An 18,353-nucleotide genomic window follows, 5' to 3' on the forward strand; every position below is an offset into this window, starting at 1 on the left:
ATGATTTTGAATAAAATATTAAAAATTTGTGCTGTGTTGGCTGTACCCAGCTTGGGATTATTTGCAGCTTGCAGCAGTGATGACAATGTGGCATCTTCGTTTAGCGAAACGAATACGGGAAAGCCTGTTGAACAATTGGGTCCTCTTGCCGAATTGGATACATCGTTAGTTCGCAAGTATGTCAACGAAGGTGGTTTGGGCTGTGGAACGCTCGCCAAGAGTGCTGCCGAAGAGGATAGTGCTGCTGATACGAGCGATATCTTTCTTTTTGCTCGAAGTAAGTGTGGTTCCCATAAGGATATTTATCTGTATATAAATGCGAGAGCTCAAGTGGTTGATGTAGATGGAAAAACGGTAGTGGGAGCGACTGTTTATGAAAAAGATTGTTCCTTTGATGATAAAAGTTGTCAGCATGTTACTGACAAGGAAGGCTATATTTATTTGGATAGCGTAAACTTCCTTACTTATTTGGAGAACTTAAACAAAAGTAATCCAAAGTATAGTTATGTTCCTGAATTTCAGTCTATCCAATTGCGGGCGCTTTCTGCAGATTCGAACTATGGTGCCAATGTCTTTTTAAGCTTTGCTAGCGCCCATGTTGTCGGAATTGATGGAAAACTGTACGCCGAATTAAAACAAATTGTCCTTGAACCTGTATATACAGCTAAGTTTTATTTAGATTCACTTTTTGCAGTAATAGATGAAACGACTCCAGAAAGTGAAATTCCATACGATGAGCGCTGGAATAAAGAAATAAGGGAAAATATTGGAGGTGATGGGGATGGCATTTGTTTGTGGCTGCAAGATGAACATGCTTTGTCCTCTACGATGGATTATGATGAAAAAGAAGGAGGAATTCCTTCGCATTATTACCCTTGTCAAAAGGTAACCGAAGAAGACTATAAAAACGGGTATGTGGTATTGTTTGGTTTGCCAGAGGGAACTTATAAACTTGGTGTAAGTCATGCTTGGGGTCCCCTCCCTCAGTTGGTGGTGACAAAGCCGTAGTCAGATTATAAATAATACGTTAGAGGAGGAAAAGGTTTCAGCGGCTTTTCGGGGTCGCTGAAATTTTCGTTTTTTGTAATACTTGCTTTTTTTAGCTGTTTTTAGTGGGGTGTGGCGAAAATAGATGCCCTTTTAATCTTGCGATTGGCCCGCAATTTTTCTAAATTGCCCCGCGGAAATTTCAAAACAGGACATTGAGAATGAACTACAATCCTCTCGCTCAATCTTTGAACGCTGAACTTTCCGCAAACGGTTGCAGCGTTCTTGATATGCTCTCTGAACAGGGCAAGGCTATCTTCTTCCCGCGCAAGGGTATTCTCGGCCAGGGCGCCGAAGCCAAGGGTTCCGACATCAACGCGACGATCGGCACCGCCCTCGAAGATGATGGCTCTCCGCTCGTTCTGGATTGCGTTCTCAAGTCTCTCAATCTCCCGAAACAGTCCTTCCTCTATGCACCGAGCTTTGGTAATCCGGACCTCCGCAAGGCTTGGAGGGAATTGGACATCAAGAAGAACCCGACGCTTGCTTCCAAGAGCTTCAGCAACCCGGTCGTGACGGCTGCTTTGACGCACGCTATCAGCTGTGCCGGTTACATGTTCCTCGACAAGGGCGACGAAGTCATCATCCCGGACCTTTACTGGGACAACTACGAACTCGTGTTCGAAAACTCTCGTGGCGCAAAGATCAAGACTTTCAATACCTTCAAGAACGGTGGCTTTGACACGGAAGCTTTGAAGGCTGCTCTCGCCGAAAGCAAGTCTAGCAAGAAAGTCGTTCTCCTCAACTTCCCGAACAACCCGACAGGCTACACCGCAACAGAAGTGGAAGCTGTCGAAATCGCCAAGATTCTCACGGAATGCGCCGCTGCCGGCAACAAGGTCGTGGCTCTCCTCGACGATGCTTACTTTGGACTCGTCTATGAAGAAGGCGTGACGAAGGAATCCCTTTTCGTGAAGCTCGTTGACGCTCACGAAAATCTCCTCGCCGTGAAGCTCGATGGCCCGACCAAGGAAGACTATGTTTGGGGCTTCCGCGTTGGCTTTATGTCTTTCGGTTTCAAGGGCGCTACCGAAGCTCAGCTCAAGGCTCTCGAAGACAAGGCTGCTGGTACGGTCCGTGGCAACATTTCTAACGCTCCGTCTATCAGCCAGAAGATTTTGCTCGCCGCATTCCAGAGCCCGGAATACGCTCAGCAGAAGGCTGAAAAGTACGCCGTTCTCAAGAAGCGTTACGACATCATCAAGCAGGTGTTCGCCGCTCATCCTGAATACTATGACGCCTTCGAACAGATGCCGTGCAACAGCGGTTACTTTATGTGCATCAAGCCGAAGGGCGTTGACGCCGAAGAACTCCGCCAGAAACTCATCAAGGATTACAGCACGGGCACGATCATGCTCTCGGGCCTTATCCGCATTGCATTCAGCGCTGTTCCGACTGAAAAGCTCGGCAAGCTCTTTGAAAATATCTATAATTGTGTTAAAGAGATGAGAGACTAGAGACGAGAGACTAGAGAAAAATAGTCGCAACTTCGTTGCCTGTATAAACAGCGCGAAGCGCCATTTTAAATCTCTCGTCTTTCGTCTGAAGGGCAACGCCCGTTCTTTCGTCTAATCACCCCTTGGAGATTCCATGTCCAATAACGCGACCTTAAACTACAACGGAAAAAGCTACGAACTCCCCGTCGTTGATGGCACTGAAGGCGAGCACGGTCTCGATATCAGCGCGCTTCGCAAGAGTTCTGGCCTTGTCACGCTGGATTACGGTTACTTGAACACCGGTAGCACGAAAAGCTCAATCACGTTCGTCGATGGCGAACATGGTGTGCTGCGTTATCGTGGATACTCCATTGAAGATTTGGCCGAAAAGGCGACTTTCCCGGAAACCGCTTGGCTCCTGATTTACGGTGAACTCCCGAATCAGGAACAGTTGAGCCATTTCCGCACGCTCTTGACCGAAAACGCCTTGTTGCACGAGAACTTGCTGCACTTCTTCCGCGAAATGCCGCCGGGAGCCCACCCGATGGGTATTCTCTCGTCTGTGGTGAACGCCGTGGGGCTTTTCACGCCGCGTTTCTACGACGACGAAAACATCGCAAGTGCATTCGAACTTACGACCGCTGGCCTCATTTCGAAGATTCGCACGATTGCCGCGTTTGCCTACAAGGCAAGTATCGGTGAACCGTTCGTGTACCCGGAAGCGGAACGCAGCTACTGCAGCAACTTCCTCAACATGATGTTCAGCAGTAAGGCTCGCCCGTACCACCCGGATCCGATTATGGAAAAGGCGCTCAACACGCTTCTCATTGTCCATGCGGACCACGAACAGAACTGCTCCACTTCGACCGTTCGCATGGTGGGCAGCTCTCAGGCTAACCTTTACGCAAGCATTTGCGCCGGCATTTGCGCCTTGTGGGGCCCGCTCCACGGTGGTGCAAACCAAGCTGTGCTCGAAACGCTTCTCCGCATCCAGCAGAGCGGCATGACGATTGAACAGGTGATGGCGAAGGCCAAGGACAAGAACGATCCGTTCCGTCTTTCTGGCTTTGGTCACCGCGTCTATAAGAGCTATGACCCGCGTGCCAAGGTGCTTAAGAAGCTTATGTACCAGGTCTTTGAACGCGAACACGTTCACGACCCGCTTTTGGATGTGGCTATCAAGCTCGAAGAAGCCGCCCTCAAGGACGATTACTTTGTCGAACGTAAGCTGTACCCGAATGTGGACTTCTACTCCGGCATTCTCTACCGCGCTATGGGCATTCCGACGAACATGCTTACGGTGATGTTCGCGATTGGACGCTTGCCGGGTTGGATTGCTCACTGGAAGGAAATGCACGACGATCCGCAAAGCAAGATCAACCGTCCTCGTCAGATTTACATCGGCAAAAACGAACGCCCGTGGATTGATAGGGACAAACGATAAGCTTTTTGCCGCAGCTAAGGTCGCTGAGCCTGCCGAAGCGAACTGCGGCGGTACTAGACAAATTAAAAATCTCTCGGAAATGCTCCGGGAGATTTTTTGATGCTTTGGAGCGAGACTTGACTGGAGCCTATCGGTCGCGATGCTCCCTCCAGGATGACCCCAGAATGGTTCGGTAGGCTCAGTGAAACATCCTTCCTACTTCCTACTGTCTACTGCCTACTAACCACTAACTATCTAAATCACCTTCGGACGACCGGAGCGCATTTGCAGTAGCGAATCGACCATTTCGCTCCAATGTTCCAGCACAACCTTGCCGATGGCGGGGTCGTACATCACGCCCAGATTCTTTTCGACTTCATTACGGCAGTATTCGAGCGACATGGCGTCGCGGTAAACTCGCTTGCTGGTCATAGCGTCGATGGAGTCTGCTATGGCGATGACTCGGGCCCCGATTGGAATGTCTTCGCCTTTGAGGCCTTCCGGGTAGCCGCGACCGTCGTAACGTTCGTGGTGATGCAATACAATCTGCACCATTTCGTGCGTGTAGTTCGATTGCATTAGAATTTTTGCGCCGATGACCGGATGCTGTTTAATGATTTCGAATTCTTCGTCTGTGAGTTTTCCCGGCTTTCCAAGAACGTTGTCGCGAATGCCGATTTTGCCGATATCGTGCAAGTGTGCCGCATGCGTAATCAACGATATCGAGCTTTCCGAAAGGCCTAAGAAACGGGCTATCAGTTCTGAATACGCTTTGACTCGGTCAGAATGGTGTGCCGTATAGGAATCTTTTGCTTCTTCGACTGAAATCAGGCAAGAAATCAAGTCTTTGAGATTTTGGTTTTCGTTGGTTTCCGCCGATTTGTGATAACGTACCTTGTCGCGATACATGTTCAAGTCGGCTTCCATTTTCCAGTCGCTGATGGACTTGCGGATTCCTGTGTCACTACACAAGTGGCTTTCGCCCACGGCAATCGACAAATGATACAATGCTGTCTTGTTGTATTCTTCGACGCATGCCTTCAATTGTCTATGCAACTTGAACTGCAAATCTAGTGGGGCTCTTGTAATAACGACAAATTCATCGCCGCCAATTCTAAAGCAATTGCCATTGGTGCCGTAGGCGTTTTTGATGGCGTTTGCCGCAGCGATAATTAAGGCATCGCCAGCTTGATGGCCAAAGGTGTCGTTTGCGTATTTAAGACCGTTCACGTCCATTAAAATCATGGTCCAAGAGCTCGCATCGGAATCTTCTTGACTGATTGCTTTTAGAAGAGCGTCGAAAGCAAGCCTATTTTCGAGGCCAGTCAAGCTATCTGTTGTTGCGACATCTTGCAAGTGTTCGTTCATTACACGCAACTTGCTGTTAATCTGTTCCAATTCGAACGATGTCTCGCGAATGAACGTTGCCATGCGGGCGGCAAGCGGCAAACGGGTATTTTTTTCTTTTGCGACAACTTCTGTTTTTGCGTGTTCTCGTTTTTGGGCAGGACCTTCACGCATCGAAGCGATGACGAGCGTGATGTTATGTTGGTTCAAATGACCTTTTTCGCGCAAGAATTCGCCGTGCGAGAAAAATCCCGTGCTAGAGGCAATCCCCTTGAACGGCTTGATTTCGTATGTCGGTTCGTGTTGCGACCAGAACGCCTTTCTTGCGGCGCAAGAGAATATGTGCAGGACTTCTGGGGCGAACTGTTCGGCGTTTTCGCTTTCTGCTGTGATTTTTTCGACAATCAATTGCGGTTCGCCATACGACAGGCGGACCATCGAGCCTTCGTCTATGTCCGAAGACATGGTGAGCGACCCGTCCGGATTGCTTGCTCCGGCGGCACGCACGATTGAAATCCCGTTGTGTTCGTAGAGCATCGGAAATTCAAGGGCGTTATAAAAGAAATTTTTGTCGTTCTTGATGTTGAGGTATTTGTTATAAACTTCGTAAGCGGGGAGGCTGCTCAGTTCGTAAAGGACATTGCCTTCGGAACGGGTGACGTGAAAATTGCGGCCAATGGGTTTCCATCCGCTAATCTTGCGGGATTCCACATGAAATTCCGGACCGCCGTAGAACACGACTAAAAGGCCGGTCTTGGTATAGCCGCCCACTGATGAAAAAATGCAGGAGTTCGGGCTTGTTATGTCGGGGGAGCAGACGATGCCGCCAAAGACTTGGATTTCTTTCGCCAAGGAGTCAAGTCCCTCGCAAAGATGTGTCGTCGAAAACGGAGAAATGCAGTGATAGATTTCAACCGCCTTCACCCAAGAGTTCTTGTTGGCTTCTTTAACGATTTCTTTGGCTATGTCGTTGATGGATTTATTAGAAAAGTCGTACTGGCAAATCTGAATTTTAGTTGTGGACTTTTCGAATATGATGGCGGATACTGAAATTTCGCAAGTTTTTTCGCAATCGACGATGTTTCCGCTAGTGGAGTTGCCGAACCATGGTGTGTTGGGGAAAACGCGTTCCAAGACATCCCAAACCGATTTCAGTTTTTCTTGCTCCAGCTCTTCTGAATGGATCTGGAAACATACAGTTGGCGAACCGTTCTCTTTGCACCAATTGCTAAACTCGACAAGTTCTTTTTCAAATGTTGCTGCATCGTTGAACGCAAAAATCCTGTTTTTCATTCCGGGTTCCCCTTCTTGTTACGCCTAAGCGTAATTCGACCTTAATAATATATCTTATATGGGCGGGAAATGGCTAGGGGTTCGGCAAAATTTAGGGTTTAAATTGATAAAAATGGGACTTGGGGAGGTAAGATATCTTCTGTAGTGTGGTCAGAATCGGCATCCAATGATTTTAAGATGTATTGTTTCATCATGGCGCGTTTTTATATATATGTTGTAATTGCTTGGAGAGGTATTTATGGCTTTGAAACAATTCTTAATGATTGGGGCTGTGGCGGCGGTGCTGCTGGCTTGTGGTGATGACAGTAGTTCTGCGACTGATTCCGATGCGGATTCTTCGTCCAGCAGTTCCGCTGAGTCTTCGAGTTCGGAACAATCTTCGAGTTCGGTGACTTTGGCGATTCCGTGCAAGACAGATAGTACGGATACCTGCGAGTATGGCGCGTTGGCTGGATGGGCGTGCTCGGCCTCGATGATAACCTTTGCACTCCGGAAATGGGCCGTGCCGCTCGCGATATCATCTTGACACTGAACTCCGAAGGCGGCAAGGCAAAGAACGAAAAGGCTGAAGAAGCACCGCGCAATTCTGCTCACAAGTGCTATGACTACACGACCGTCGAAGAACGTTTCCCGGTTCGTTGGTGCACGCAGTCAGGCGGCCACATTTGGGATCACAAGGATCCGGGCCAGCAAAAGTCTTGGGTGCCTGAAACCACTTGGGACTTCTTCAATAAGTTCTAAAAGTTAAGATTCTTTCCTCCTCACAAAACTCTCGGTGTAACAGCCGGGAGATTTTAATTGCTATAATTAATCATTATTTGGAAGGAAGGATGTTTTTGCCCTTTTTATTTAAAAAAAAATGAGGAGTTAAAATGAATAAGAAAGGTGTTTTAGTTATGGTATTGCCAGCAGCTATACTTTTAGTATGGGGCTTAATCAAAATGTATTTAGATGAAAAAAATTATGAAGATATTCAATTAGAATATCGGGGTATGGAAGCTTTGTATGTTTTTGAAAACTCCTTGAAATTGGGAAAAAGAATTCAATGCAGGCCTGAGGCATTGGGGCTAATCGAAAATTATTTGGAAATAGGTTCTGTTGTTGATGTGAACAACGGGGAATATCGATATGAAAAAGACTCTCTTAAAGGTGACGAACGCTTAAAATGGGGTGCGGGTATTATAACAAGTAAATATTTGAATTACGATAGTTGCTATCATAGTTTAAAGCGTATCGAAGTGGATAATGTGGATTCCGTAACAATTACGGAAATTGATAGAATAGATAGAGATGAAACTCGACAATATGTTGGTAAACGCCAAAATGGTATTGTGACGGAGTGCTCGGTTTGCAGAATGGAGAATGGCCTTTGTAAAGATACGATTTCTGTTGAACGAATCGAATTGAATCCAATATCAGGAAAGCTTGAAAAACGTTTCTATAAAACCAAATATAGCATGGATACGAAAGCTTTGCTCTATGATAGTTTGGGTCGACTTGTTGAAGCTAAAATTGCTGATAAAATTTATCGCTATGAACATTTTACGAATGATACGGCGAATTTTGATATAAAAATGTTTGATAAAACAAAACGGGAGCTTGGTTTTTATAGGATAACATATAAAAATGATGGAAATCTTAAAATTGTTCAAAATAAGATAAAAAATAGTGACAAGGTAGTTACAAATATATATGAAAATGGAAAAATAAAGTCGAAAGAATCGACTGAAAAAAATTCGTCTGGTTTAGTGAATGAAGTTACTTTGTTTAATTCTGCTGGTGATGTGATTTATGATTCATCCTATAGTGAGGGGTTGAACATCTCTGGGGATGATAATGTTGCAAGATCCTATGTTGTTAAGATGAAGTATGGATCCAATGGAAAAATTGAAACGATTGATCATTACGAAGAGTGGTTTAATAGGGCTCACAAAAAATATCCATGGATGTCTTTGGGTTTGAAAAAAATTGAAACTGATAAATTTTATAGTGGAAAACTTGATAATGTTGAGGAATGTAAAGAGCCTCTTGCCATAGTTCAGCGTGTGGATGAAAAAATTGGAAAATTGTTAACAGATGCATCAAAACCGAAGAACTCGTACGACAACTGGATTTCACGAATGATACGCCGAATCATGAAAGCTTTTGATTAGCTGTTTTTAAAAACATAATGATGATAAAGATTGGCAGCTGAAAATGCGTAAGAAATTTGTTCTGAAAATTTTGCTGATTGTTGCCGCTTCGCTTTTACTTGTTGCAGGATTCTGCGGCTATCACTTTTATCACATGATATCCCTGGATTCGGGGGTTTACCTGTCGGGCGATGGATAGCCTGAAAAACACAAAAGAATCTCTTGCTAAAATAAAAACAGAATGTCTTGTTCTTGAACGATTCCCTGAATTGGGAAAAGTCCCGGTTGAGTTGGAGCGTTTGCAAATAGGTGGGTATCGAGAACTTGTTGTTTCACCATGGCGTATTTTTTACCGTAAAGAAGAAAAAAGAGTTGTCGTTATTGCAGTTGTAGATTCTAGGCGTGATTTAGATGATGCTGTTTGGAAACGAATGATGTTTCCGGTGATGTAATCGTCTTGTGTCACCCCGGCCACTTGTTTTATATGGTACAAATTTTGTATATATATGTTGTACTTACTTGGAGCGGTTTTTATGACTTTAAAAAAGTTGTTTGTGGTGGGGTTTGTGGCGGCGGTGCTGGTTGCTTGCAGCGACGACGGCAGTTCCGTGACTAATCCCGACGAGGAATCTTCTTCGTCGAGTGCTGTGTCGAGTAGCAGTGTTCCCGAGGGATACGTAGATCCTTCGACGGTAGTTAAGGGAACCATGACCGACGAGCGCGATGGGCAGACTTACAAGACTGTTAAAATCGGCACTCAAACCTGGATGGCAGAGAACCTGAACTACGCATACATTGGTATTCCCTATAGTTATAGAGGCTTCACCTCCGATTCCACTAGTTGGTGCTATGGCAATGACCCTGCCAATTGCTCCAGATATGGTCGTCTTTACATGTGGGTTGCCGCGATGGACAGCGTGGGAACGTGGACTGTAAACGGCAAGGGCTGTGGCTATAAATCGACCTGTACGCCGACATATCCGGTGCGAGGCATTTGCCCTAAAGGTTGGCATTTGCCGGATACGACGGAATGGGGCACATTGTTTACCGCCGTTGGCGGCATCAATACTGTGGGTGTGATGCTTAAGTCCGCGAGTGGTTGGAATGATTATGAAGGAGAAAATGGCAATGGCTCGGACGCCTTCGCCTTCTCGGCGTTGCCTGCTGGCTACAGGATCCTCCTTGGGAATTTCCTCAAAGAGGGCAAACTCGCGGGCTTCTGGAGTTCTGCTGAGTACGATGGCGACTGCGCGTACAGCATGGACTTGTTCTACAACAGCGACCGTGCGCTCCTGAACGATTCCTACAAGGACAGCGGGCATTCTGTCCGTTGCGTCAAGGATTAGCAAAGCCTCCGCTCAAAAAAAGTATCAGAATGTCATCTTTTGACATCTGAAATAATTTATATTGCTTGCAAGGACTATAACCCCGCCTTTTTTGCCTTGTAGGCGGATGGAGGATTTATGAAAGATGTAGAAAGCAAAATAGTGACAATCCGTAATGAACGTGTAATTCTGGATTGCGATGTGGCGGCCCTATATGGTGTGCCAACCAAGGAAATAAACCAAGCTGTCCGAAATAATCCCGAGAAATTTCCTGCGGGATACACTTTCCAAACTACAAATGAAGAGAAGAAGGAGGTGGTAAAAAATTTTGACCACCTTGAAAAGCTAAAATTCAGCCCGGTCAATCCAACAGCGTTTACGGAACGTGGTTTGTATATGCTTGCTACCATTTTGAAGGGAAAAACAGCAACGCAGACGACAATAAACATTATAGATACGTTTGTGGAAATTAGGGAATTGTCTAGGATGGTTGCGGACATTCCCAATACCACAGACGATGTGGAAAGAAAATCCTTGCTGAAACGAAGCGGAGAGATTATATCGAATGTCCTTACGAGCGATTTGGAACAAGCGGAATCCGAAACTGAAATTGAGCTGAATTTTGCAATGCTCAAGATAAAACATAAGGTCAAAAAGGAACGGAAAAAGTAGAGATTGCCAATATTTCTTTAATTTTTCACGATAAATTGAGCCAAAAACGCATTTATAATTGTATTTTTCAAGCGGTACCGAATGATACCTTTAAAAATGCACATTTGCAAAAAAGGTTAATACTATGCAAGTTGATTTGAATACTGTCGATTGGAAGACGCTCCCCTTCGGTTATTATGATACCGATTACAATGTCCGCTGCTACTACCGCAATGGTGAATGGGGCAAGATTGAAGTCTCGTCTTCCAAGGACATTAGCATCCACATGGCCGCTACTTGCTTGCATTACGGCCAGGAAGGTTTTGAAGGCCTCAAGGCTTACACGGGCAAGGATGGCAAGGTCCGTATTTTCCGCGTCGATGAAAACGCAAAGCGTATGCAGAATACGGCTAACCGCGTTTTGATGGCTGTTCCGCCGATCGAACTGTTCCGCGAAATGGTCCACACGGTGGTGAAGCTGAACAAGCGTTTTGTTCCGCCTTATGGTTATGGTGCAACGCTCTACATCCGTCCGCTCTTGATTGGCATGAGTCCGGAAGTGGGTGTGAAGCCGTCTGACGAATATTTGCTCATGATGTTCGTGACTCCGGTCGGTCCGTACTTCAAGGACGGGTTCAAGCCGGTCGATATGATGATCAGCCGCAACTACGACCGCGCTGCTCCGCAGGGTACGGGTACGGTGAAGGTCGGCGGCAACTACGCTGCTAGCCTCCAGTCCCTCGCTGAAGCTAAGAAGCTCGGCTTCTCCAGCACGATTTATCTGGACGCTCGCGAAAAGAAGTATATCGACGAATGCGGTCCGGCTAACTTCTTTGGCATCAAGGGCAACACTTACGTGACCCCGAAGTCTGAATCCATCTTGCCGTCTATTACGAACAAGAGCTTGCAGCAGTTGGCTGAACACCTTGGCTACAAGGTGGAACGCCGTCAGGTTCCGTTCGAAGAACTTGCTGAATTCAGCGAAACGGCTGAATGTGGTACGGCTGCCGTGATTACCCCGATCAAGAAGATTGTGGATCCGGTTGCTGGCAAGGAATTCACTTACGGCGACGGCGTGAATCCGGGGCCGGTTTGCACAAAGTTGTTCGAAACCTACACGGCTATCCAGTTCGGTGAAATTGACGACCCGTTCGGATGGACGGAAGTGGTGGAACTTTAACTAGGCAAAAGAACGGGCTTCGCACTACAGACGACAAATGCGTAAAGCGAATGTTGCAGGGCAGCTTGCTGACCTATAACTGAGCGTAGCATTTGGTGCCTGTACAAAGACGAAAGAGTCTTGAGCTGAAATGTTGCGTTGTCTGTGTCATCCTGAGCGCAGGCGCACCGCGCCGAAGTCGAAGGATCTAAACCAGTATTGAAAATTCCGTGGCGTTATGCTGCGGGATTTTTTTTGATTTCCTGGCGGCTTTATTAGGGGTGTTTTTGTAAAAAATGTTACCAAAATGGGAAAAAGTGAATGTTTGGTAATAAAAATTTTGAGTAAATTAATCGTTATAGGCGGAAATTTGTTGGTGCTTTGGGAAAAAATGTTACCAAAAGGAGAAAAAAATCAAATTTGATAGCATAAAATTTTAGAACAATGATAAAAATAATACTGACAAAGTAATAAATGTGTTGCCAAAAATACAAAAAAATGCAATTTGGTAGCATAAAATCGCAAAAAAGCCGGCTTAAACCGGCTTTTTTCTCACGACGATGACCATCGACTAATGACTATTGACCATTGACCAATGACTACCCTTTAAATCTCCAGAACTTGTAGAACATTTTGGCGGAGAGCACCGGCGTTTTCAAGAAGGAACTCTTTTTGCAGTTGTGCTTCGCGAAGTTCTGGAGAACGCGGTAGAGTTCCGTTTGCTCGGACTTGTCCATGTGGTGCAGGAACCTGCCGAACTTGCATTCAAAGTCATGCCAACGACCAAAGTAATCGTAGCAGCGCTTTTCGTACGTCTTGAGGAATTCCTTGCTCAAGTTGCCGCATTCGAGGCCTTCGTGAACGGTCTGGGCGCAGAATCGGCCTGCACGCATGGCAGACGCAATGCCGCCACCCGTAAGCGGGTTCGTGTGGTGCGCTGCATCGCCGACGAGGGCAAAGTGGTCGAGCGTGTATTCCTTGAGAATGCTTGAAACGGGAATGACTCCGCCAACAACGTGATTGATTCTTGCTTCGGGGAACAGCTTGTACAGCCATTCCATGGTAATGTCGAGAATGTTCCTGTTGTTTTTGCTCGAAATCCGGAATCCGGCGCCGAAGTTCGTGACGTTGGATTTGATTTTCGGGAAACTCCAGATGTACCCGTCATTGATAAAGTCATGGCCCTGCCAGAACGTGAGATAGTCGGGGCGGGTGAGGATGCCTTGCACTTGGATATCGACTCCGGTGCAAGTGATGCCTGGCTTTTGGACGCAGTCGAGGCCGACTTGCCTTCCGATGCGGCTTTCGACGCCGTCTGCCGCAACGACCATCTTTGCACGGATTTCTTCGGTGGTGTCTCCGGCTCCATCGCCTAGCTTGACGCGAACGTGGCGGCAACCTTTTTCGACTTCTCCGACAAATTCAGCTCGTGCTTTTGTGACGACTTCTGCACCGTCGTTTTCGGCGAGGTGGGCGAGCCACGGGTCGAACTTTTCGCGGTTCAGCATGATGCCCGTGCCTTTTTGCGCGAGGTCGATGTTCACGCCGTTCGGGCCGTATATGTAAAGCCCGTTGATAATCGTTTCGATGCAGTCTTCGTCGATGGGGCCGTAAGTCTGCAAGTCTGAAAGCTTGGTGCTGGCTTCGCCGCAACGAACGGGGATGCCGATTTTTTCACGCTTTTCGAGGAGGAGGACTTTGTGCCCTGCGCGTGCGAGATTCCTTGCGACGACGCATCCGCCGGGGCCTGCGCCAATGACGACCACATCGTATTCTTGATTACAAAACATCGTTCATCTCCTGAAGCTTGAGGGCTCCTGCGGGGCAGGCTTTTGTGCAAAGTCCGCAACGGACACATTTTTCTTGATCAATTTGCAAGTCTAGACCATACATGTCTAGAGCCATCTTGGGACAGACGCCGACGCATCCGGCACATTCCAAGCAAACGCCTCTATCGTGAACGAGAATTTTCATGGGAGAGAATATAGAAAAAATCGTATTTCGGTCTAGTAGTGTATCGGTTTCTTGTGTGGTTTTTGTTCTAACGTCTTTATTTATTGACATTTTATATATTAGTGTTTATATTTAAAGACACTATGGGGAAGAAAAGTGTCACGTTGATGCCCAAAACAGGCAAAATTCTTGAAGATATGGGTGAACAGATCCGCCTTGCTCGTATGCGTCGTAAAATCACGGTGGCTCTTGTTGCCGAACGTGCGGGGGTCAGCCGGGCTTCCGTTTGGGCTGTGGAAAAAGGTTCTGCGGCGGTCGCTATCGGCATTTACGCTGCGGTTCTTCACGCGATTAATGGCTTGGATAAGGATTTGCTTAAGGTTGCTGCTGACGACGAACTCGGTCAAAAGCTTCGTGACATTGAACTTCTGAATAAATACCGCAAGGGGGACGCATGAAACAGATTTTTGTTTACGAAAACTGGCGCAACGTGAGTCCTGCTCTCATTGGATCCCTCTATGTTGAAAATTCAAGAGGCAAGGAGATTTGTTCCTTTGAATATGACAACGAATGGTTGAAAACCTCTAGCGGATTTATTCTTGATCCCGACTTATCCCTTTTTAAGGGACGGCAATTTGCTCCTGTTGATAAGGAACTGTTTGGCATATTCGAAGATTCATGCCCGGACCGTTGGGGACGTACACTTATGGATCGCCGAGAGAACATTTTAGCTCGTGCCGAGTCCCGCAAACCGTGTAGCCTTACAGAAAGTGATTATCTGCTTGGTGTTCATGACTTGTCTCGAATGGGGGCTTTGCGTTTCAAAACAAACGAAAATGGAGCTTTTCTTTCGGACAACTCGGATATGGCGGCTCCTCCGTGGGTTGCACTCCGTAAATTGAATGACGCTGTCACTGCTTTGGAAAATGATCCTATACATTCAGATAAGTGGCTACAGATGCTGATTGTGCCGGGGTCTTCTCTAGGTGGTGCAAGACCGAAAGCAAATGTTGTCGCCCCTGATGGAAGCTTGTGGATTGCGAAATTCCCGTCTAAAAACGACAAGACAAACTGTAGTGCTTGGGAAAAAAGCGTTTATGAGCTTGCTGGAATGTGTGGGCTGACGGTCTCTGAAAGTCGGCTTGAAAAGTTTTCAAAGTACGGTTCTACATTCCTAGTGAAACGCTTCGATCGCGATTTCGACCGAAGAATCCACTTCACTTCGGCTATGGCGCTCCTTGGCGGCAAAGATGGCGAAAACAATTACGGATATACCGACATTGCGTCTTTTATAAAGTCAGCGGGAGCGACCCCTAAAAAAGACCTTATTGAACTTTGGAAGCGAATCGTATTCAACATTCTCGTATCCAATACCGATGACCACCTAAGAAACCATGGATTCCTGTTGTCTGAAAAAGGATGGATTCTTTCTCCATTGTTTGATGTCAATCCGAATCCTTACGGAGAGTATCTCTCTTTAAACATTACCGAAACTGATTCGGCACTTTCTTTGGAGCTCGCTTTAGACGCAAGTGAACTGTATGGAATATCCTCTGCGACTGCCCAAAAAGACATCGCCGAAATGAAGAAGATTGTCTCTGAAAACTGGCGTCAAATCGCAACCAAGAACGGGATATCAAGAAGCGAACAATCCTTTATGAAAAGCGCTTTTGTCGCGGCAGAAAAGAATTTTTAGAAAAGTGAGAAATCAATAATTTTTCGTCCGCTTTGTAAAATTTTTGCATTGATCATGTTTCAGGATATGTTCTTGATTGCATAGAACTGGATGGTCTCAATCGAGCTTCTGCAGAAAAGATACTTCGGTCAAAATATCCAAACATTAGCATCCGTATTCAAAAGGAATGTAATAATGAGTGCTCAAAAAGAATTGGAAAAAATGCGAAATCAAAAAAAGAAAATGCCCGCACGGAGGCGGGCATGACATCTTTCGTCTGTTTCTACTTCTGCATCGCGTAGAACGTGGAGAACCATGCGTACAAGCGTTCCCATCCGCTGCCTATCTGCGTGATGGAATCGTTGAGCGAAAAGATGATAAAGTCTTCTAGCTTGTGGTTTCCTATGGAGAATGGAGTGATGGTTTGGAACGAAAGCCTAAAGTCCTTAGAATCGGCTACATTTCCGTCTATGGCAATGACGATGTGATTGTCCCTGATGAATAATGAATAGTGGTGACGCTCTCCGTCCAAGACTTTATGGCAGGATGAGTCTATCAAGGAGAAATAAGGTGTTTTGTAATCTGCGCTTAGCGAATCCCTCTTGAGAAATTCGGTACAAAGTAGATCTGGCTGTTGTCCGAGCTTTATACTGAAGGCGACATCGCTTTCGTTTCCACGTGTGTCAACGAATATGGTGTCATCGGGGGCAAGCGCATTGCTTTTCGTAATCCAGAAACTTATTCCGAGATTGTCGCCGAACGCTTTCCAGAAACTATTTTGTTCGATTTTCATGCCCGGTTCGGTTTCGCCATAAGCTTTCAGGATTTGCTTGGACTCACGAACGGATTCGCTTGACGCTATGGTGAAGTTGTATGTACCCACGTCGAAGCTCGGGACGACAGTCAAGTAACGGTCTGAGTTTTTGTCGTTTTCTATTTTGTATAGAACAAGCGTGTCGCCTTCGTCGTTTAACAAAACCGGATTCTTGAGGCCAGTGTTGAGTGTTACGGGAACAATCATGGAATCAAGCGTCTTCTTGCCGTTCAGGTTTCTTGCATAAGACATCGCTTCGCTTGAAACGGTGATGGCGACTTGAGTCGATGAGGCTTCGAGCGTTTCGCCGGGGGCAAAATCCCACTTGACGTTTTGCGTTGAGACTTTGTGGTCTGCTTTTCGGATAAATGCAACTTTCGTCGCTTCCATCGGCGGAATTTCATTAAACGTTACGGCTCCGGCCTTGACGTCTTTTTCGCTGACGGCGATGCAGTTGAGCGTGCCCGCGATGCAGAGCGTGTCGCCTTTGACAAACGAAGTATCAATCTTGAACTTGAGGCTTGCGTTCTTTTCGATCGTTGTTTCGCGCTTGAGCGTTTGCCAATCCGTCTTGTCGTCTTCGACGGTGATGGTCTGATAGCCGGACTGCGTATGTTCCGTGTTGCTAATCTGCAAGGCGTAGTCGCCTGCGGCAACGCTGTCGATAGAATACTTGCCGGACTTGTCCGTCGTGGCGGTCTTGATCGGGGCCATGCGGGCGGCGATGTGGTCTGTCGAAATCAAGCTGACCTTCGCGCTTGCGACGGGGGTTCCTTTGGCGTTCTTGACAAGACCTTCGATGCTCGCAACAGTCGTCCCGGATTCAGTTTCCGTGAGGACGCCGGCGTGGTTGTCTTCGGAACAGGCGGTGAAAGAGATCAATGCTGCGAGGGTGAAAATCCCTGCGTTCAAAGTCTTAAAGTTCATCATGCTTTGACCTCCGGATCGAGGTTTGAGAACAAGTGCAAATTCATTTGGTAAACGCCATTTGCTTTTTCTTTGTCCTCGCTGATGATACGGCGTGCCTTGGCCTTGAATTCCTGGAGTTCTGTTTCAAGTTTCTTGTAGGCAGTGTTCGAAATACTGAAAGTAAGCGTGCTCATGACGGTCGGCATCTTGGGACGCGTGATGAGAGCTTGTTTGGAAAGTTCAAAACATTGCAGTTGGTACTGCTTAATCAATTCCGCATTGTTGTACGGACCGCTGGAGATGGATTCCTTCGTGGGTTTCCAGAATCCTTCGTCGTTCTTGCGTGCAAGCCCCAATTTCTCTAAAAGGGCCAATGAGTCCTTGAGCTTCCCTAGTGGAATTTTCGGGAAGATTCTTTTTTGCACGGGTGTCAAGTCGTCAGTCACGTCCATAGCATCAAGAATAGCAAACATTGCGCTATGGTACCAGTGGTTGTAGTATTCGTAGGTGTTCGAATCGAGGATATGCTGCGGATTCGGGTGCAAGTGGAGCAGTTCTTCCATGGCGGAGCTGCGGGCGGTCTCGGTCTTTGCCTGGTCGAGCTTGACCATCGTTTCGAAATACTTTGCGGCCTTTTTGTTGAGGCCCAAGACTTCGATGAACTTCGCCGTCATGCGGGGGCTGACCTTTTTCCCTCTGAGAACATCGGCGAAGTAGCTGCGCGTCTTCGGGAGGCCTAGCATGTTGCAAATCCCGGTACGTGTGAACTCCGGGTCGCTTTGGACTCGTGCGGCCTGGTATTCTTCCAAGTACTTGCGGAAGTGCGTAAATTGATATATGTCTATATAGTTTTCCACGAATCTTAATATAATATTTATGAGAACTATTGTGAGAACATTTTTTGAGAAATAGCTTTAATTTGAGATTTATCACAGATTCCCCTCACATTTGTCACCCCAGACTCCACACACCCTAACCACCAACCACTAACCACCAACCACTTTACTGGATTCTTCGACTTCGCCTTATGGCTCCGCTCAGGATGACACAGTCGGGTTACCCGATCCACTCCCATTTTTTAAGTTTACAACAGAATAAAAAAATGTCACCCTATTAATATAGGATGACACGTTCTTAGCCACTAACCACTGCATACTGCTTCTTTGCCACACGGATTCGAAATGCCTAA

At 46.6% G+C, this 18,353-nt stretch carries 17 protein-coding genes and 1 pseudogene; 13 read left to right on the top strand and 5 right to left on the bottom strand.

Annotated features, from left to right (window positions below; translation table 11 throughout):
- The 3 genes from IKG78_RS15685 (at position 1) to IKG78_RS15695 (ending at position 3,927) form a co-directional block, all read left to right on the top strand.
- Entirely contained in the window at positions 1 to 1,008 is a 1,008-nt protein-coding gene (locus tag IKG78_RS15685; protein WP_290945193.1) for a hypothetical protein, read from the top strand.
- 200 nt (positions 1,009 to 1,208) lie between these two features.
- On the top strand, positions 1,209 to 2,504 hold the full coding sequence (locus tag IKG78_RS15690; RefSeq protein ID WP_290945194.1) for an aminotransferase class I/II-fold pyridoxal phosphate-dependent enzyme: 1,296 nt from the start codon (positions 1,209 to 1,211) through the stop codon (positions 2,502 to 2,504).
- Positions 2,505 to 2,637: 133 nt separating this feature from the next.
- Positions 2,638 to 3,927 carry a citrate synthase gene (locus IKG78_RS15695; protein WP_290920845.1) on the top strand — a complete coding sequence of 430 codons (1,290 nt, stop codon included), beginning with the start codon at positions 2,638 to 2,640 and terminating at the stop codon, positions 3,925 to 3,927.
- Between the two features lie 234 nt (positions 3,928 to 4,161).
- On the opposite strand, the gene IKG78_RS15700 is transcribed toward IKG78_RS15695, so the two are convergent.
- Entirely contained in the window at positions 4,162 to 6,546 is a 2,385-nt protein-coding gene (locus tag IKG78_RS15700) for an HD domain-containing phosphohydrolase (RefSeq protein ID WP_290945197.1), read from the bottom strand.
- A gap of 238 nt (positions 6,547 to 6,784) precedes the next feature.
- Here IKG78_RS15700 and IKG78_RS15705 point away from each other — a divergent pair, with 238 nt between their 5' ends.
- From IKG78_RS15705 to IKG78_RS15740, 8 genes and pseudogenes are all read left to right on the top strand, one after another.
- Positions 6,785 to 7,072, top strand: coding sequence for a hypothetical protein (locus IKG78_RS15705; RefSeq protein ID WP_290945199.1), 288 nt, complete (start codon positions 6,785 to 6,787; stop codon positions 7,070 to 7,072).
- On the top strand, positions 7,042 to 7,287 hold the full coding sequence (locus IKG78_RS15710; RefSeq protein WP_290945201.1) for a hypothetical protein: 246 nt from the start codon (positions 7,042 to 7,044) through the stop codon (positions 7,285 to 7,287). The genes IKG78_RS15705 and IKG78_RS15710 overlap by 31 nt, the downstream gene beginning before the upstream one ends.
- Before the next feature lie 131 nt (positions 7,288 to 7,418).
- A complete protein-coding gene (locus IKG78_RS15715) occupies positions 7,419 to 8,699 on the top strand; it encodes a hypothetical protein (protein ID WP_290945203.1) in 1,281 nt (426 codons plus the stop codon).
- A gap of 43 nt (positions 8,700 to 8,742) precedes the next feature.
- Complete coding sequence (locus IKG78_RS15720; protein ID WP_290945205.1) at positions 8,743 to 8,877, top strand: hypothetical protein; 135 nt, start codon at positions 8,743 to 8,745, stop codon at positions 8,875 to 8,877.
- Positions 8,870 to 9,130, top strand: coding sequence for a type II toxin-antitoxin system RelE/ParE family toxin (locus tag IKG78_RS15725; RefSeq protein WP_290945207.1), 261 nt, complete (start codon positions 8,870 to 8,872; stop codon positions 9,128 to 9,130). Before IKG78_RS15720 ends, IKG78_RS15725 begins: the two co-directional genes overlap by 8 nt.
- A gap of 81 nt (positions 9,131 to 9,211) precedes the next feature.
- Positions 9,212 to 10,024 carry a fibrobacter succinogenes major paralogous domain-containing protein gene (locus IKG78_RS15730; RefSeq protein WP_290945209.1) on the top strand — a complete coding sequence of 271 codons (813 nt, stop codon included), beginning with the start codon at positions 9,212 to 9,214 and terminating at the stop codon, positions 10,022 to 10,024.
- A 117-nt stretch (positions 10,025 to 10,141) separates the two neighbouring features.
- Complete coding sequence (locus IKG78_RS15735; protein ID WP_073115144.1) at positions 10,142 to 10,675, top strand: ORF6N domain-containing protein; 534 nt, start codon at positions 10,142 to 10,144, stop codon at positions 10,673 to 10,675.
- 115 nt (positions 10,676 to 10,790) lie between these two features.
- Positions 10,791 to 11,834 (top strand): annotated as a pseudogene (locus IKG78_RS15740) (branched-chain amino acid aminotransferase); the annotation flags it as partial.
- 578 nt (positions 11,835 to 12,412) lie between these two features.
- On the opposite strand, the gene IKG78_RS15745 reads toward IKG78_RS15740, so the two are convergent.
- Both IKG78_RS15745 and IKG78_RS15750 read right to left on the bottom strand, forming a co-directional pair.
- Positions 12,413 to 13,603, bottom strand: a complete 1,191-nt coding sequence (locus IKG78_RS15745) for an NAD(P)/FAD-dependent oxidoreductase (protein WP_290945212.1) — start codon at positions 13,601 to 13,603, stop codon at positions 12,413 to 12,415.
- Complete coding sequence (locus tag IKG78_RS15750; protein ID WP_290945214.1) at positions 13,593 to 13,787, bottom strand: 4Fe-4S binding protein; 195 nt, start codon at positions 13,785 to 13,787, stop codon at positions 13,593 to 13,595. The genes IKG78_RS15745 and IKG78_RS15750 overlap by 11 nt, the downstream gene beginning before the upstream one ends.
- A gap of 122 nt (positions 13,788 to 13,909) precedes the next feature.
- Between IKG78_RS15750 and IKG78_RS15755 the strand changes: the two genes are divergently transcribed.
- Positions 13,910 to 14,224: a helix-turn-helix domain-containing protein gene (locus tag IKG78_RS15755; RefSeq protein ID WP_290945216.1), complete on the top strand. Its 315-nt coding sequence runs from the start codon at positions 13,910 to 13,912 to the stop codon at positions 14,222 to 14,224.
- A complete protein-coding gene (locus tag IKG78_RS15760) occupies positions 14,221 to 15,462 on the top strand; it encodes a type II toxin-antitoxin system HipA family toxin (protein WP_290945218.1) in 1,242 nt (413 codons plus the stop codon). The genes IKG78_RS15755 and IKG78_RS15760 overlap by 4 nt, the downstream gene beginning before the upstream one ends.
- 262 nt (positions 15,463 to 15,724) lie before the next feature.
- On the opposite strand, the gene IKG78_RS15765 is transcribed toward IKG78_RS15760, so the two are convergent.
- Positions 15,725 to 17,185 carry a carboxypeptidase-like regulatory domain-containing protein gene (locus tag IKG78_RS15765; protein WP_290945220.1) on the bottom strand — a complete coding sequence of 487 codons (1,461 nt, stop codon included), beginning with the start codon at positions 17,183 to 17,185 and terminating at the stop codon, positions 15,725 to 15,727.
- Positions 17,182 to 18,021, bottom strand: a complete 840-nt coding sequence (locus IKG78_RS15770) for a TIGR02147 family protein (protein ID WP_290945222.1) — start codon at positions 18,019 to 18,021, stop codon at positions 17,182 to 17,184. Before IKG78_RS15770 ends, IKG78_RS15765 begins: the two co-directional genes overlap by 4 nt.
- Between the last annotated feature and the right edge of the window lie 332 nt (positions 18,022 to 18,353).

Origin of the sequence: Fibrobacter sp., assembly GCF_017545445.1 — a bacterium.
Taxonomy (GTDB): Bacteria; Fibrobacterota; Fibrobacteria; order Fibrobacterales; family Fibrobacteraceae; genus Fibrobacter.